Source organism: Nostoc sp. UHCC 0302 (assembly GCF_038096175.1).
Classification (GTDB): domain Bacteria; phylum Cyanobacteriota; class Cyanobacteriia; order Cyanobacteriales; family Nostocaceae; genus UHCC-0302.
The window spans coordinates 3,380,044-3,394,129 of record NZ_CP151099.1; the positions used below are offsets into that span (position 1 = coordinate 3,380,044).

Genomic DNA, 14,086 nt, shown 5'->3' on the forward strand with positions numbered 1-14,086 from the left:
AATTAATAAAGTTCGTGAAAGCCCTGTCCAGAATAATTTACAGCCTGTTAGATTTTTCAAAAATAGTTTATGCCTTATGTAGGAAGCAATTTGGATATCAACCGAGATATGTCCAAAATGGAACCAATTCGTAAAGTTTTGTAAACTAAACGGAGAGTAAAGATAGTTCACGTTGATATGAACGCCTTCTACGCATCGGTGGAACAGAGGGATAACCCTAGCTATCGAGGTAAACCGTTAGTAGTTGGTGGCAGTCCGAATCAACGAGGCGTAGTTGCAGCAGCCAGTTATGAAGCTCGTAAGTTTGGCATTCACTCCGCGACGCCGTTTCGCAAGCGTCAAACACAACTTGTCTTGAATATTTCTAACTTCAGAAAGAATTATCGAATTTGTCTAAATCAAATATATCAATAAAAATTGATTTAGTTTATAGTTATCCATGTGTTCTCAAAAGTGACTCGGCTTACAGAATTCACGTGCAGTGCGTTGTTTACCTGCCGCAAGAGTCAGATTGCGCTAGAGTCTGTAAAAGCGGATACTCAAGGTGTATCCATCTCAAACCTCGCTTTCAGTATATTAGCCATGCCCCTTAACTTCTCCGGACAAAACAAGAGAGGTCATTCTTTCAAAGGTCAAGACTTGTCTGAGGCAAACTTTAGTTATGCAGATATCCAAAGTACAGATTTTAGCGGGGCTAACCTCAATAGTGCTAACCTTGATGGCGTTAACCTCAAGAGCGCTGACTTAAGAGGCGCTAATCTGTATGGCGTTAACTTAAGAGGTGCTGATCTAAGAGGTGCTAAGCTTTCATGTGCTAACCTCGATGGCGCTAACCTTGAAGGCGTTAATCTCGATGGCGCTAACCTTGATAGTGCTAATCTTTTTGGCGTTAACCTTTTTGGCGCTAACCTTGATGGCGCTAACTTGTCTAGCGCTAACCTGTCTAGGGTTAACCTCAAGAGCGCTAATCTTTTTGGCGTTAACCTGTCTAGGGCTAACCTAACAAACGCTAACCTTGATGGCGCTAACCTTGAGTATGCTGACCTTGAGTCTGCTAATCTTGATGGTGCTAGCCTGTCTGGTGCTAACCTCGAATATACTAACCTCACCAAAATTGTTTGGAATGAGAATACAAGATGGCAAGATGTGCGAGTAGGGGAAACAGCAATAAATGTGCCTCAAGCTTTACTAGAACAAAATCAAAGTACATAGCATTAATTTATACTCTAATTTCCAGTAAATCTTACTTCTCCCCACCTCCCCCAACTCTCCACCGCGATATACTCCCCACCGAACACATAAAAGCCCCTGCCTAAGACAGCGCACCGACACCCAAGCTCCTCTCCTCTTTGCCATTGTCGGGAAGTGAGATTGTAGACTTGTACTGGAGTTCCGAGCGAAGAGAGGAATCTGGGGCAATCTCTAATATTTCTTAAAAGGCGATCGCTTGTAGTCGAGATGCTCTATTCGTGCATCCAGAACAAAGGTGCTTGGAAGGTAGATTAAAAACTGATTTGAGCGGATTGCATTCCTAAGGAGAAATTAAGGATTAGTAAGGCTTCTAAAAAACTTTTCGGTCTACTGATTGTACTTATCTCTGACTGTGATTTTGGCGATCGCCATTAATGTACCTATTGGTGCGATACCGAAAGCAACCACTGGGATGCCACAGATGCAATTATCTTAACCTCTGGCAGATGCCTTAGCAGGCTAAAATGGTGTTCCATAGGTTTCCACAATTTTTTTGTCTTGCGCTTGAGGTGAAAAAAGTTCCCATTCAATGCCGTTGATATCATGTGTGCTAGAAAATCCTTGCACCGCTTCATCTTCAAAACCAATGTGTCGTAGTTCCCCAGCGCGTTCTGGCATTTGATTAATCGAAAAGTTGAGCAAATCGGTTCGCCACATTGCATACTTTCCAGGGACAACTACAGTGGGGTCAAACCTCAGCCGCTGACTGTAATCAGCAATCGATGCTTGAAGATCATTTACCACAAGAGCAATATGAAAGCGTTTCATACAAACAAATCTTTTTTGCTAACAGCATAATCATTACAATAAAAAATCTTTTTAATTTAGCAACAGTCTCCAGTCTGAATAGCTTTTTGCTATTAGACTACTAGTTTTGCTCCCCGCAAAAAGCATTTTTATGCTGTGTACACTGGCTCCCTTAAAATACGGCTGCAATTGCGATCGCCATCATTGTAGTAGTCTGCGGTACTTCGCGACAGCCTTGAGCGCACTTCACTCTTGGGAGCAATAAGCGAAGCTTAAGCCTACGGCTGTCGCACATAATTGTCCCTGCATTGAGTTATTCGGGGCGGTGATGGTATGCCGCTTCAGTAGCGAATGTAAACCAATGATTGTCACGCATCTGACTGGGTTACATCGGGGGCGGTCTTGATGCTGGCGCTTAACTCTTGTGTGACGGCAGTTTCAAGATTTTTCGTTTTTTTGCATAAAACATAAAACTCTAGCTGAAGAATATTACATACCAAACGAATTATATGTAAACCAAGGGACAACGTTTAAAAGTCCCGTATTTTATTTCCCTTTTTCATTCACTGCTCTGGAATTCATGCAAAACGGGCAGTTTTTCATTGTACTAGTGATCTCAAGAGAGTCAAGCACCCATTGTCAGCAATTGAAATTTACGTGCAGTGCGTTGTTTACTTGCCGTAACCGGAATATTGCGCTACAGCCTGTAAAAGCGTTAACCATATTCAGATTAAAAAATTGCAGTTAGAAGAAGCTTGGCAATTTTATATATTACTTGTAAAAGACTTAATTGATGTTTTTCTTCCAAAAACAATAAGAACTAAGCCAATTAAAATCAATAGTGATGCTACTAAATTTATTGTAGTAATTTTTTCATTGAGGAACAAGTTAGAAAAAACAAATCCGAAGACAGGAACAAGCAATGCAAAAGGTGTCACAATATTTGCTGAATACCTTCTTAATAGCCATCCCCAGATACCAAAGGCAAGAACAGTAGCGATTAATCCTGTGTAAAAAATAGTTCCTATCCCAAGAAGGTTGATATGAGCAAGAGCATCCTTCTGCCCTTCCTCAAAAATTGTTGATAAAGCAAGTAGTGGAAGTGGAGGAATAATGCTCATCCATATCATAAGCCTGAACATATCAACATTTCCTGCCATTTTTATGAAAATGTTTGCGAAAGACCAAGCTATAGATGCCATTAAGACTAAGCAAAAACCCCATAAATTAGCGCTATTAATCATACTAGAAGCAATTAGTCCAATCCCACTAAAAGCAATACCAATACCAATTTTTTGCCATAATACTGGAGCATCATTTAATATTCTAGCCGAGAGAAGAGAAGTAAAAAGAACTTGCGATTGAATCAGGAGAGAAGACAGTCCTGCGGGTGTCCCAACTTTAATACCTATAAATAGAAAAGAGTATTTAACAACACCTAAAGTAAAACCTATTGCCAAAATCCATTTCCATGAGATTTGTCCTCTCTTAAAGAAGATTACAGCGGGAAAGGCTGCTACAGTAAATCTAAGACATGAGAACAGAAGTGGAGGAAATGAATCCAGTCCAACCTTGATAACAACAAAGTTAAGCCCCCAAATCAAGGCAACAAGTATTGCAAGAAATGTATCTTTAGCTTTCAATTATTTTATTCCTCTCAAATAGGCTACTTAAAATATGTACTAGTTTTCGTGAGGTAAAATTATTAGATTTTGGTTAAAGTCTGCAAGTCAAAAATTAATTATTATTAACTCCAAACTATACCATTCTTAAAGTCATCGTCAAAAAAACCAATAAAAAAACCTACAGTAATACGCGTTTGACCTGATACTCGATCAATTTCATGGTAATTAGTAGGATTTATGAGATAAATATCACTTACCTTGGGTTTAAAAACAAAGCAAGGCTTTTCTTTTACAACTTCATAATCATATCCTATTCCATTTTTTATTTTATACTGTTCGTCATCTGGGTTCCATGATTTCATATAATGACGTAAATTACCTCCATTGTCACATTCTTGAATGCAGATAATACAACTGAGCTGATATTTAAGTTTAGCAACTAATAAATCTGTTGATTTAGCATCTCTCATAATATTGTCATTATGGAGAGGATTCATAATTCCATCAGAATGGATTCTAACAATAAAGGGTGCATATGTTCGCCCATCTGGTTCTTGTGCTATTTTTAGACTGTGTAAATTAAATATATGCTGTAGTTTTTGTCTTACATAAATAGATATATCAAACTGCATTGGAAATAATGAACTGTTTGCTTGAGCTTCCCTAAAATATTTATCTGGTTGGTTCAAATCCTTTGCAAGATAAGAACCTATTGTAGTAAGACTTCCGTTAGAATATTGAGTAACAATTGCTCGCTCAAGGTTACGCTGTATTATTTGAATAGTAGTGTCAAGAATATTCTCATCAAGAAAATTTTTGAGAACAATCGCTGCAAATTTGCTTTCAGCAATCCCCCTTAAAGCATTAATATCTAATGGATGATCGCCAGAACTATAAATAATTTCTTTCCAAGCCTTCTCTATATTTTTCATATCTTATCTATGTGTCAGTGGAAGCTCTATAATTTCCCCTTGAGTTAGGGGATGCCAGCATTCATAAGGAGCAATTTCAGAAATAATTTCAGAGGCAATGAAAAATGCAGACTTTGTTTGCACTTTATACATTGTGAAATATGAAGGAAAGCGAGTATTTTTAGGAGTCCAATGAATTACATATGCTCTTTTTGGATTTACTACTATAGCGTTAGCAGAGCTTCCTCCAGGTGCAAGATTTTCTAACTTTTTTATGATTTCAAGGTGATCAGAAAATTTATCCTGTGTTGGCGGGATAATATAATCAAAATACTCTCCAGAATCAAAGGTTGAGCGTTCAAGTCCCAGCTTTTGGTAAACAGTAGGGAGAAAACCGTTATGGAAAAGATACCAAGGGACAGGCATTCCTTGTCGTGTAATAGGATGAGTGCATCCTATGCCTTGATTGTGTGTAAGGGTTGCATGTCTTACATGAACTGTAAGAAAGTCAGTTTCAATTTCGTGAAGTAAAGATTGTCTAAGGCTTTCTTTAATAGAACGTGTATCTCGATGAACAGATAATCCGTGAGGAGACAAACTGTTTCTCCATAAAGCACCCCATCCATTTGGATGACGGCAAATAGGGCCATCATGAGATGCTGTTATACCTTCACTCATGGAAAGGGCTGCGTTGAGTACAGATTGTGTTGAAAAGCTACCTAGAGCAAGAATCATTCGGCACATAATGCAACATTCATATTAATTTTGACGTTTTAAACGCACGGAAATACACTTTTGAAGTAAATTTTTTACCTCTATTAAACTCTGAGCCGAAACTGTAATTCGTCCTAAAGAACCGGCATGGCGCATAACATCAGCAGCTAAACTTTTAGGAATAAATTTAAGTGGTTGAGATAAGGGTTTTAAAGCCGGGAATTCTTCAATAGTAATCGGTAATCCTATACTATATAAATGTTTAGCTATTACCATTTCTTCAGGAGATAGGGCTATAATTTGACCCATAAATTTGTTTCCATTAGAAGAAAATGGTAGAATAAAGCGGTTTTCTAAATGGACAGCAAAGGAAGACTCACCCCAATTAATTCCTGTAACTTTTTCAATAAGATTGACTAGCCCACCACCCGAAAGTCGGAAGCCCATTTCTATAAAGTAAAGTCCTTGGTCGTTTTGTATAAGGTCAATATGAAATGGGCCTTTATAATATCCAACAGCATCAATACATGACTGAGCAAACTGCTGAATTCTTGAACTGCTCCAACTTCCACAGGTTGCTATATGGCCAACTTCTCGAAATCCAGAGATATTATTAATTCCGAGAATATGTTCTTTCAAAATAAACTTTTCGCATACTGTTATAATTACTACCATACCTTCCTGAGAAATGCCTTGAACAGAATATTCTACTCCCGAAATGTATTCTTCAACAATAATTTCATCGAAAACATTACCGTCATAATTTGTTAGTTTTTTCAATTCAGCTAAAGATTTCTCTAACTGCAAAAAATTTTCTACTAAAAAAACTCCAAGCCCACCACCCCCATTAACAGGCTTAATGACAAGAGGATATTTGAGATTTACTAAGGAACTTGCATTAACATCTTGCAATGAAAGTATCATGTAAGCTGGCTGTAAAATTAGAGAAGCTTTTTGAGATAAAAGTCTTCTTTGTTCCCACTTATTAGGAGGAACAAAATGAGGATATATCATCTCTTGCCACGGTGGAACTTTCCATCTTTCAGCTACAGCATACACACTTTCAACATAACGTTCAAACCCAGGCAGGATTAACTTTACATTCTTGCTTAAGTCACCTAATATATTGAGAATTTGGTTAGGATCATTAGGCTGGTTAATAGGTAATTCAATATCAAAAGTCCGCCGTCCTAAATTTTTACGCCATTGGAGATAGTCTGGTGTTTCAATGAGAACTGCTTTCATACCCCGACGTAAAGATGCATCTAAATAGGGATCTAATCCATCGCGAGTTGCTCCGACTTGGACAAACATATTTTACTCCTAGATAACATCATTCTTCTTAATTATATTTATCTGCCAGAAATCATTTCATATATAGTCGGGCCACCTGGGCTGTGACGAGTTTCTATTATGCCTTTATGAGGATCTCTCTCTAAAATTAAGTTCACTAGTTCAAGTTTTGCATTTTTATCATTAAACCCTAGCAGTGGAGAATCATAACATATCCTTAATTGCTCTAATGTCAGCCCACTTATACAATATAAATTACTAGCTATATCGCTAGATTGTTGTGATGTCTTCTCCTTTTCTCCCCTATCAAGAACTTGGTGAATATTGTGGAGATTAGATAAAAGCTTTGGCTGTTCTTTTAAAAGATATGTTTCAAGGTTTCTGCCTTTTTCGGAAAATGGAGCATAAACCATACAAATTAACTGTTCTTCAGTTATGCCAAAAGCTTCAAAAGCAAAATCATTTATCTTCTTACGCATCAGTGTTATTAACTCGGCGGTACTATACCGCTGGGTAATTTGATCTATGAGGAACTCAGGAAATTGTTTTTGACGCATCAAGGATATGGCAAATTTGACATATTCTTCTATGCCTTCAGCGTAACTTCTACCATAAACGTGTTCACATTTAAGCCCACGTAAGTGGGCCATTAGCGCAGGATTTGCACAGTCAGACTCAGAAAAGCTGAACGCAAGTTCATCAAACTCAAACCCTAAATACTTTGTCAGTAGCTCCCAGTGATTCCCAGCAGAGTATTCCGTGTAATTATATATAGAAAAGAATAACGGATCTAAATTTATGTCATTATTAATTATTCTATGCTCTTCAATTTCATGATTAGCCTTATCACCATAAATTTCCTGAAAATAGCTTTGAGAAATTATATCTAAGTTCTTAAGAAAATCCCTAAATCCATGTCCGCTAGGTAATAAATCTGGACTAATTTTTTGAACAAGACGGTTAACCCAAACCATATAAGCTCTTTGTTCTTTTCTAGAATCACCTGTAATGATTACATCTACCCCACCGTCATAGTAAGAAGCGATTCCAAAAGAGTTAACCATACTGATGTTACAAGCATTGCAGAATGTAGGGCGGGAACTTGCTTGAGTTCGATGTCCAGTCATTAAGATGTCTTGCCGATTCTGACTAACGATATTATGGGGAAGTGGAAGATAACGGTCAAAAAGACTGATTTTATTGCCGTCGATAAGTAGGAGTTCAACATCCGGGTCGTCATAGAGTTGTAAAGCGCAATACACTCGATGAATATTTTCTATTACACTTGTTGGCATACCAGCGTGGCGGTTAGTTACTACACGTATCTGAAAGGTTTCTCCATTCCATTTGAATAGAATGAGTTGCACCAACCTTACAAAGGTAAGCATATAAGAGCTGTCTTTCCCTCCTCCATAGGCTACAAGAACTTTGTTTTGTTCAAGAGAGGATTGTATAGGAAGCACCTCTTGAAGTTTGATAGCACAATTTTTTACACCTTCGAGTTTAGCTGAACTAAAAAAATGGCTGAGTTCAGAAAAAAGCTTATTACGTAAAGAAAATAACTCTTCGTTGTCGCCTATAGAACTATGAAATGACATAATTAGCAGTGTTTTAATGTTGTTATTTTTTACTTCAAGGACGAACCGTCGTTTTCGCCCAATTTGCGCAGCGTCTCCCCTTGGGAGAAGGGCTTTCATCGCCTAAATTCTCGGTTTTGCCAAAAATATTATTGATACGGTGCAGAGGCGGAGCGTCTCCGCCTCTTGTTAGCACAGCGTTAGCGAGGAACGAGCGTTCCTCTGCGCGGTCTTCTCCCACTCGTGAGAGGCTTCCGCCAGCGCGGAGCATCTCCAAGAGTTGGGGGTTTCCCCCATGAGTGACTGCTGTTAGTGTTGGCGCAGCCTCTCGTACAGAAGCGCTAGCGACGCAGGAGCGTCACTCCGTTCGCCTTGACGTCTCCGCAGGAGAAGGGGCGCTTGCATTTTATTTCTTGGATCTCCATCTCCCCTATCATGGGTGACGCACAAAAGCATGCAGCCCTGTCAGTCAATACTGACTGCGGACGATTGCTCTTCAAATGAATGTATTAGTCGCTAATGTAGCCAAGAATGCCGCGTGAAATTGTTCCCAAGACGCACGAAAAAACATAGACTGAGGTTATATTCCACACCAACCAGGATCAGATACAGTACAGTTGTGGGAACAACCCAATATTGTTTCAGTGTCCGGAGATTTTATCCCTCTGTTATTGTGAGGAATGCTTAAAAAATTGCAATTACTTGAGCAGGCTTGACTTTAGCAGTTTATGAGCTGAGGACATAAATCTGTTGCTGTTGAAACGATAAATAATCTGTTAATTGATTCTATTAAACTTGATATATGAGTGTTAGTAAATACAGAAAAGTGCATTAAATTTTCTGAAAACTGAAAAGAAAGTAGTACATTATACAGCTGAGCTTGAATATAGTAATATATAATACAAACAGTGTAAGTATTTAATCACATTGTTGCTTTCTGCGGTATTTGCTCTCGATCTTTCCACGATATGTGCAACTTAGTAAGTGAAAAGTAATATATATAACATTGGTTCTTTTGAAAGGAGTATGGTTAGGGCTGCTGTACCATTGTCATTGTTTGATTGCGATGTGTTTGACTCAGTAGTGAAGCTATAATATCCTTTACTTAGCTTATTAGTCATAAGCAATGGCGCTGATCCACTGCCTTAAAAGCAATCTCTATGGTCAAGGTTTACAGTACTTATACAGATGTATAAATATCTACTTTTATATAAATTGAATATTGGTAAATCAAGCATTGGTTATTATATACTCTGCCCAAGTGAATAACTCGGTAGAGTATTTTTGTGAGAGTGTGCGTACTGTGAGCGATCGCCTCTCCTCTGCCCTTGCCACAACCGTCCCGCAAGCAGCTGATGATCGCTACTTCGGATGATGCACTCTTATGGGCAAATGGGAACTATTACTTCCCAATATCTAACTGATGGTGTCTATTTACGCTGCTTGGGACTGGTTCAACTGACGCATCGTCGTAGCATTTATCTGGGGCAATAGGCATTGTAAGAGTGATAGGATATCGAACATGGGCGAATTGTAGCTTCTGAGTTGTCGTTGTGGAAGACAATAACTCTACTACAGACCGCCCTCTCTCTTCATACTCCTTTTTTGGCTAAGGTATTGATGTTTGATAAACAGATAGTAGAAAGCATTCAAGATAAGTATGATTCGTTATTGCCCTATTTAAACGAGAAAACACAGCGTATTTGAGCAGCAATCGAAGCCCGAAGCCTGGGTTGGGGAGGTGTGAGTCAGGAAGCGAAAAGCAACTTTAGAGGATGGCTTAGTCATGATTCCATCTCTTTTACTTCAGCGGCATTTTCTTAACATTACTTATAGAACCCATTTGATATCTTTTTTCTAGCTAGCGGCTAGTCTTTTGAGCATCAATCTGATGAAACAAAGCTTGAGCTTGGCATTGGCACGCTCAAGTGTACGTTCAAAATTTTTGACTAAACTTTTACATCGCTCTACCCAAGCATTTGACCTTTCAATTACCCCTACGATTATTTTCTGTCATTGCTTTGATTATTGTTTTCCGATAGTGACAAAACACGGTTAAGTTAATTTTGTTTTCCTTGCTAAAATTTCTTGCGACTTTGATAACACTTCATCAGGATCAAAAGGTTTGGTTAGGTATAAATCTGCGCCTACCTCTTCTCCTTTCTGTTTATCAAACTCCTGTCCTTTAGCAGTTAGCATAATAATATAAATGTCTTTCATGCCAAGAACTTTCTTAACTTGATGGCAAACATCAAAACCGCTCATTTTCGGCATCATCACATCAAGGAAGATGAGGTTGGGGTGATCAGACTTAATTTGTTCTAAAGCATCCTCTCCATTTTTCGCAGTTAGTAACTCTACCCCCTCGTCTTCGAGATCCTCAAGTGCTTGCTCAATCAAACTCCTAATGTGAGATTCATCATCTACGATTAATATTTTTTTGCCCATACATTCCTTTCTAAGTAAAAATAATTGCTTTTTGGTGATTAACTATTTCTAACTAATGGCTGCTATTTGTTTTTGGCTTTGATAACAAAACAAAGAATATGTGTTTCAAGTCTTTTTCAACTCTCAATGTATTAATTAAATTATGCTTATCTGAAATCATGGAATCAACAATAATCAAATCGGGTTTAGTTATAAGCGCTTTTTCGATAGTATCCTGACCATTTGAGGCTTCAAAAGTATCAAACCCTCTTAACTGTATTGCTTGGGTAATTATCTTAGCAGCAGGCACATTTTCATCCACAATCAAAACTTTTCTCTTGGCTCTACTTTCAGAGGTGAGGGCAGCAACTTCTTTAAGCAATTCTTCGGTGTTAATCGGTTTGGTAAGATACCTGTCAACACCGAGAGCATAACCCCGCTTTTGCTCTTCGACGACAGATAAAATTAAAATGGGGATGTCTATGCTTTGCAGGTCATTTTTCAGAACTGCCGCAGTCTCAAACCCATTCATTATGGGCATTGTTACGTCCAAGATCAATAGGTCAGGAAGTTCAAGCTTTACCTGTTGGATTGCCTCTAAACCATCTTTTGCCTCTTGAACTATGTAGCCTTCTGCACTGAGATTCTGTCTGAGGAGTTCCCGAATTGGGCCTTCATCATCCACAACCAAAATAGTTTTTTGACCTTCAGTAGAGTTGGCGGCTTTGATCAGCGGCGATTGCAGTTGTTAGAGGAATGTCTCTACGTCTACTGTTTTGCTCCCTGGCTGAGGCTCAATCAGGTTGGGTAAGGTGAAGGAGAAGTTACTGCCTCGGCCAAATTCGCTTTCAACCCAAATCCGACCGCCATGATGTTCCACAATTTCTTTACAAATCGGCAGCCCTAAGCCTGTGCCTTTGGGTTTGTCGGTGAGGGTGTCGCCTACCTGTTTGAATTTTTCAAACACCTTTGGCTCGTCTTCTTTGGCAATTCCCATGCCGGTGTCAATGATACTGACTGTAGTCTCTTGACCCGTCCGCCTAGCTCTACAGATAATATAACCTTCGTCTGTAAATTTAACTGCATTGGAAATGAGATTAATCGCAACTTGAATCACGCGATCGCGATCGCCAATAACTTCTGGTAATCCCGGTTCAATTTCCTGAATGAGTTCTAATTGTTTCTGTTCAAATAAAGCGGCGGTAGCTGCGATCGCCCGTTCTAGAAGTTCTTTAACAGACAGGGGATTCATCTGCCAATCCACCTTCCCAGCCTCCATCTTGGCAAGATCGAGGACATCGTTGATCAGGTTTTTCAGCCGCTCTCCTTCTTCCACGATAATGTTGATGTTATCTGACACTTGTTGAACTGAGCGCTGGACTTTCTTATTGTCTGTCGTTACTAAGGGGAATACGGTTTCTTCTAGTTTTTTCTTGATAAGCTTGGCAAATCCAATCACTGAAGTTAGAGGAGTCCGCAATTCGTGGGAAACAGTGGAAATAAAGTCCGTCTTCATTCGGTCTACTTCTTTAGCGAAGGTAATATCCCGGATCAGGATCACCCAGCCAATCAAAAGATTTTTTTCTTCTACAGTGGGGTCGGAGTCTTTGAGAATCGCAGCGGCAACAGCTTCGCCAATCCGTTGATGAGCTAATTCTACTTCAGAGGTAACAACTTCTTCAGTATTCCTCTTGGTCTGCGTTAAAAGGTCTACGAACGCCCTTGGAAGCACTGCTTGACAGTCTTGACCAACTAATTTGGCATCTTCCAAATCGAATAGGTGGAGCAAGGCAGGATTAACTTGGGTGATTTTACCTTCTGAGTCTACGACGAGCAAGGCATCTGCTAGGCTCTTAATGATGGCGTTTACACGGCCAAGGGCATCCTGCAATTGAGTCGAGGTGGCTGCTAATTGTTGAGCTTGGGTGCTGACAACCTGGACTTGTCTCTCGGTCTGGGCATATAACCGTGACTGCTTGATGGCAATCGCTAACTGGTCGGCAATTACTTGCAACAGTTCCACTTCACAGATTTGCCAACTCCAAGGACTGCTGCGAATGCAGGTTAAATAACTAGGGGTTTCATCGTCAGGAATCAATACGGGCAAAGCTACATAACTAATAATTCCCATTTGTAAATAGGCTGCTTGCACCGTTGCTGACAAATCAGGTGCCGTAACGACATCATTGCAACGCGCAATTTTGCCTTGCTCCAGATAAGCAGCTAAGTCACCAAGCGGTTCGAGACTCAATACTCCCAGCAAAGTCTGTTGATCTGGTTGCCTATGTTCGCAAACAACTTCTAAGCTATGGTCATCCTGATCATACCTGCCAAAAATCACCTGGTCTAAATGGAGGACACTAGCAATTTCATCAACCGTTGTTTGCAATGTGGTTTGCAGATCCAAAGACTCCCGAATGCGCCTGCTAAGGCGATTAAAAAGTGCCTCCTGCTCAGCACGGATGCGGGTACGCTCAAATGATAGGAGCCACTGCACAGCAATTAAAGTTGCTACAGCCAAGAGTATTGCGAACACAAAGACTAGATGGTTAAGAGAATTCAGTTTTCGCTCCAAATTAGATTTGGGAAGAACCAAGGCAATAGACCAGCCTGCTCTTTTGAGGTGGGCGTAGGCTACATAAACCTGCTGACCTTCAATTTCCACATTGTGTATATCTATTTTTTTGCACTTGTCAGTTTCTCTACCAATACCCTGTAAATAGGAGCTTGGTTTTTTCTGCGTTTTGTGAATCGATTTTTCACCGTATTCGTAGTCATAGGCAATGGGTGAGCCTTGAGAATCGAGGACAAATGCATAACTGCCTTCTTCCTCGGTTGCTTTAGCAAGAACCTTTGAAATCTGGTCTATAGAAATTGAACCCACCAGTATACCAATAGGTTTAGGTCTATTTTGTGAATCTGCAACCGACTTCAACTCTTCGCGATTGCAAGTATCACTGGCAGCGCTTTCTGCTGAGAGTTGACTGGGATAGGTAGTGGGAATCGAAAATATCGGAGCTGCAACATTCACTTCGCGCTTGCCTGACGTGCGTGAAATCACGGGATTATCGACAAAGACTTCTCCCGCTATTGCGCGTGGAAAGTAAGCGCGATCGCTTATACTTTTGCCCTTAACAAAGTCACGATCTGTAGTGTAAAAAGAGCCATCAAGATTTGCGATCGTAAACGAAAAACCTGGCAACCGCTTCTGCTCTAGTTGCAGATAAGATTTTGCGCTCGTCCATTTCATCGAACGGACTTCGGGGGTATTGGCGATTGTTTCTACTTCTGCCTTCCAAGTAGCAAGCCAATCATCAACTTTAACCACTGCTATATGCACTTGCAGTTGTGCATTTGACTCCAAGCTTTCGAGGATGAGGTTGCGAAGATACTTATAACTAGTAATTTTTATTGCTGCTACCGCTAAAATGCTGCTACCGAGGATCAAAAACGGAATGAAACGGCGGGGTTGCAATTGTTGCTGATATTTGCTCCGTGTCTTCCGCCATCTTTTTCGTACCCAAGTATTAGGACTCATTGC

General features: G+C 39.8%; 13 protein-coding genes. 3 read left to right on the top strand and 10 right to left on the bottom strand.

Translation table 11 applies throughout. The features are described from left to right. The first annotated feature begins 177 nt into the window (after window positions 1-177). The gene (locus WKK05_RS14645) at window positions 178-414 is read left to right on the top strand and encodes a hypothetical protein (protein ID WP_341530366.1); all 237 of its coding nucleotides are present in this window, start codon (window positions 178-180) and stop codon (window positions 412-414) included. Between the two features lie 168 nt (window positions 415-582). After that, window positions 583-1,212: a pentapeptide repeat-containing protein gene (locus WKK05_RS14650; RefSeq protein WP_341530367.1), complete on the top strand. Its 630-nt coding sequence runs from the start codon at window positions 583-585 to the stop codon at window positions 1,210-1,212. A gap of 498 nt (window positions 1,213-1,710) precedes the next feature. Here WKK05_RS14650 and WKK05_RS14655 read toward each other — a convergent pair whose 3' ends face one another. The 7 genes from WKK05_RS14655 to WKK05_RS14685 all read right to left on the bottom strand — a co-directional run bounded on the left by WKK05_RS14655 (window position 1,711) and on the right by WKK05_RS14685 (window position 8,238). Further along, window positions 1,711-2,019 (bottom strand): hypothetical protein, encoded by a 309-nt coding sequence (locus WKK05_RS14655; RefSeq protein WP_341530368.1) that lies wholly within the window; start codon window positions 2,017-2,019, stop codon window positions 1,711-1,713. Between the two features lie 151 nt (window positions 2,020-2,170). After that, on the bottom strand, window positions 2,171-2,293 hold the full coding sequence (locus WKK05_RS14660; RefSeq protein ID WP_341530369.1) for a hypothetical protein: 123 nt from the start codon (window positions 2,291-2,293) through the stop codon (window positions 2,171-2,173). A gap of 469 nt (window positions 2,294-2,762) precedes the next feature. Further along, window positions 2,763-3,641, bottom strand: coding sequence for an EamA family transporter (locus WKK05_RS14665; protein ID WP_341530370.1), 879 nt, complete (start codon window positions 3,639-3,641; stop codon window positions 2,763-2,765). Between the two features lie 104 nt (window positions 3,642-3,745). Then, on the bottom strand, window positions 3,746-4,555 hold the full coding sequence (locus WKK05_RS14670) for a hypothetical protein (RefSeq protein WP_341530371.1): 810 nt from the start codon (window positions 4,553-4,555) through the stop codon (window positions 3,746-3,748). 3 nt (window positions 4,556-4,558) lie between these two features. Further along, window positions 4,559-5,269 (bottom strand): class II glutamine amidotransferase, encoded by a 711-nt coding sequence (locus WKK05_RS14675; RefSeq protein ID WP_341530372.1) that lies wholly within the window; start codon window positions 5,267-5,269, stop codon window positions 4,559-4,561. Between the two features lie 24 nt (window positions 5,270-5,293). Then, window positions 5,294-6,562 carry an ATP-grasp domain-containing protein gene (locus WKK05_RS14680; protein WP_341530373.1) on the bottom strand — a complete coding sequence of 423 codons (1,269 nt, stop codon included), beginning with the start codon at window positions 6,560-6,562 and terminating at the stop codon, window positions 5,294-5,296. A 38-nt stretch (window positions 6,563-6,600) separates the two neighbouring features. Further along, a complete protein-coding gene (locus WKK05_RS14685) occupies window positions 6,601-8,238 on the bottom strand; it encodes a hypothetical protein (protein ID WP_341530374.1) in 1,638 nt (545 codons plus the stop codon). A 1,117-nt stretch (window positions 8,239-9,355) separates the two neighbouring features. Between WKK05_RS14685 and WKK05_RS14690 the strand changes: the two genes are divergently transcribed. Beyond that, window positions 9,356-9,493 carry a hypothetical protein gene (locus WKK05_RS14690; RefSeq protein ID WP_341530375.1) on the top strand — a complete coding sequence of 46 codons (138 nt, stop codon included), beginning with the start codon at window positions 9,356-9,358 and terminating at the stop codon, window positions 9,491-9,493. Window positions 9,494-10,173: 680 nt separating this feature from the next. On the opposite strand, the gene WKK05_RS14695 is transcribed toward WKK05_RS14690, so the two are convergent. The 3 genes from WKK05_RS14695 to WKK05_RS14705 all read right to left on the bottom strand — a co-directional run bounded on the left by WKK05_RS14695 (window position 10,174) and on the right by WKK05_RS14705 (window position 14,083). Beyond that, on the bottom strand, window positions 10,174-10,566 hold the full coding sequence (locus tag WKK05_RS14695) for a response regulator (protein ID WP_341530376.1): 393 nt from the start codon (window positions 10,564-10,566) through the stop codon (window positions 10,174-10,176). A gap of 52 nt (window positions 10,567-10,618) precedes the next feature. Beyond that, a complete protein-coding gene (locus WKK05_RS14700; protein WP_341531090.1) occupies window positions 10,619-11,230 on the bottom strand; it encodes a response regulator in 612 nt (203 codons plus the stop codon). 63 nt (window positions 11,231-11,293) lie between these two features. Continuing rightward, window positions 11,294-14,083 carry an ATP-binding protein gene (locus WKK05_RS14705; protein ID WP_341530377.1) on the bottom strand — a complete coding sequence of 930 codons (2,790 nt, stop codon included), beginning with the start codon at window positions 14,081-14,083 and terminating at the stop codon, window positions 11,294-11,296. Between the last annotated feature and the right edge of the window lie 3 nt (window positions 14,084-14,086).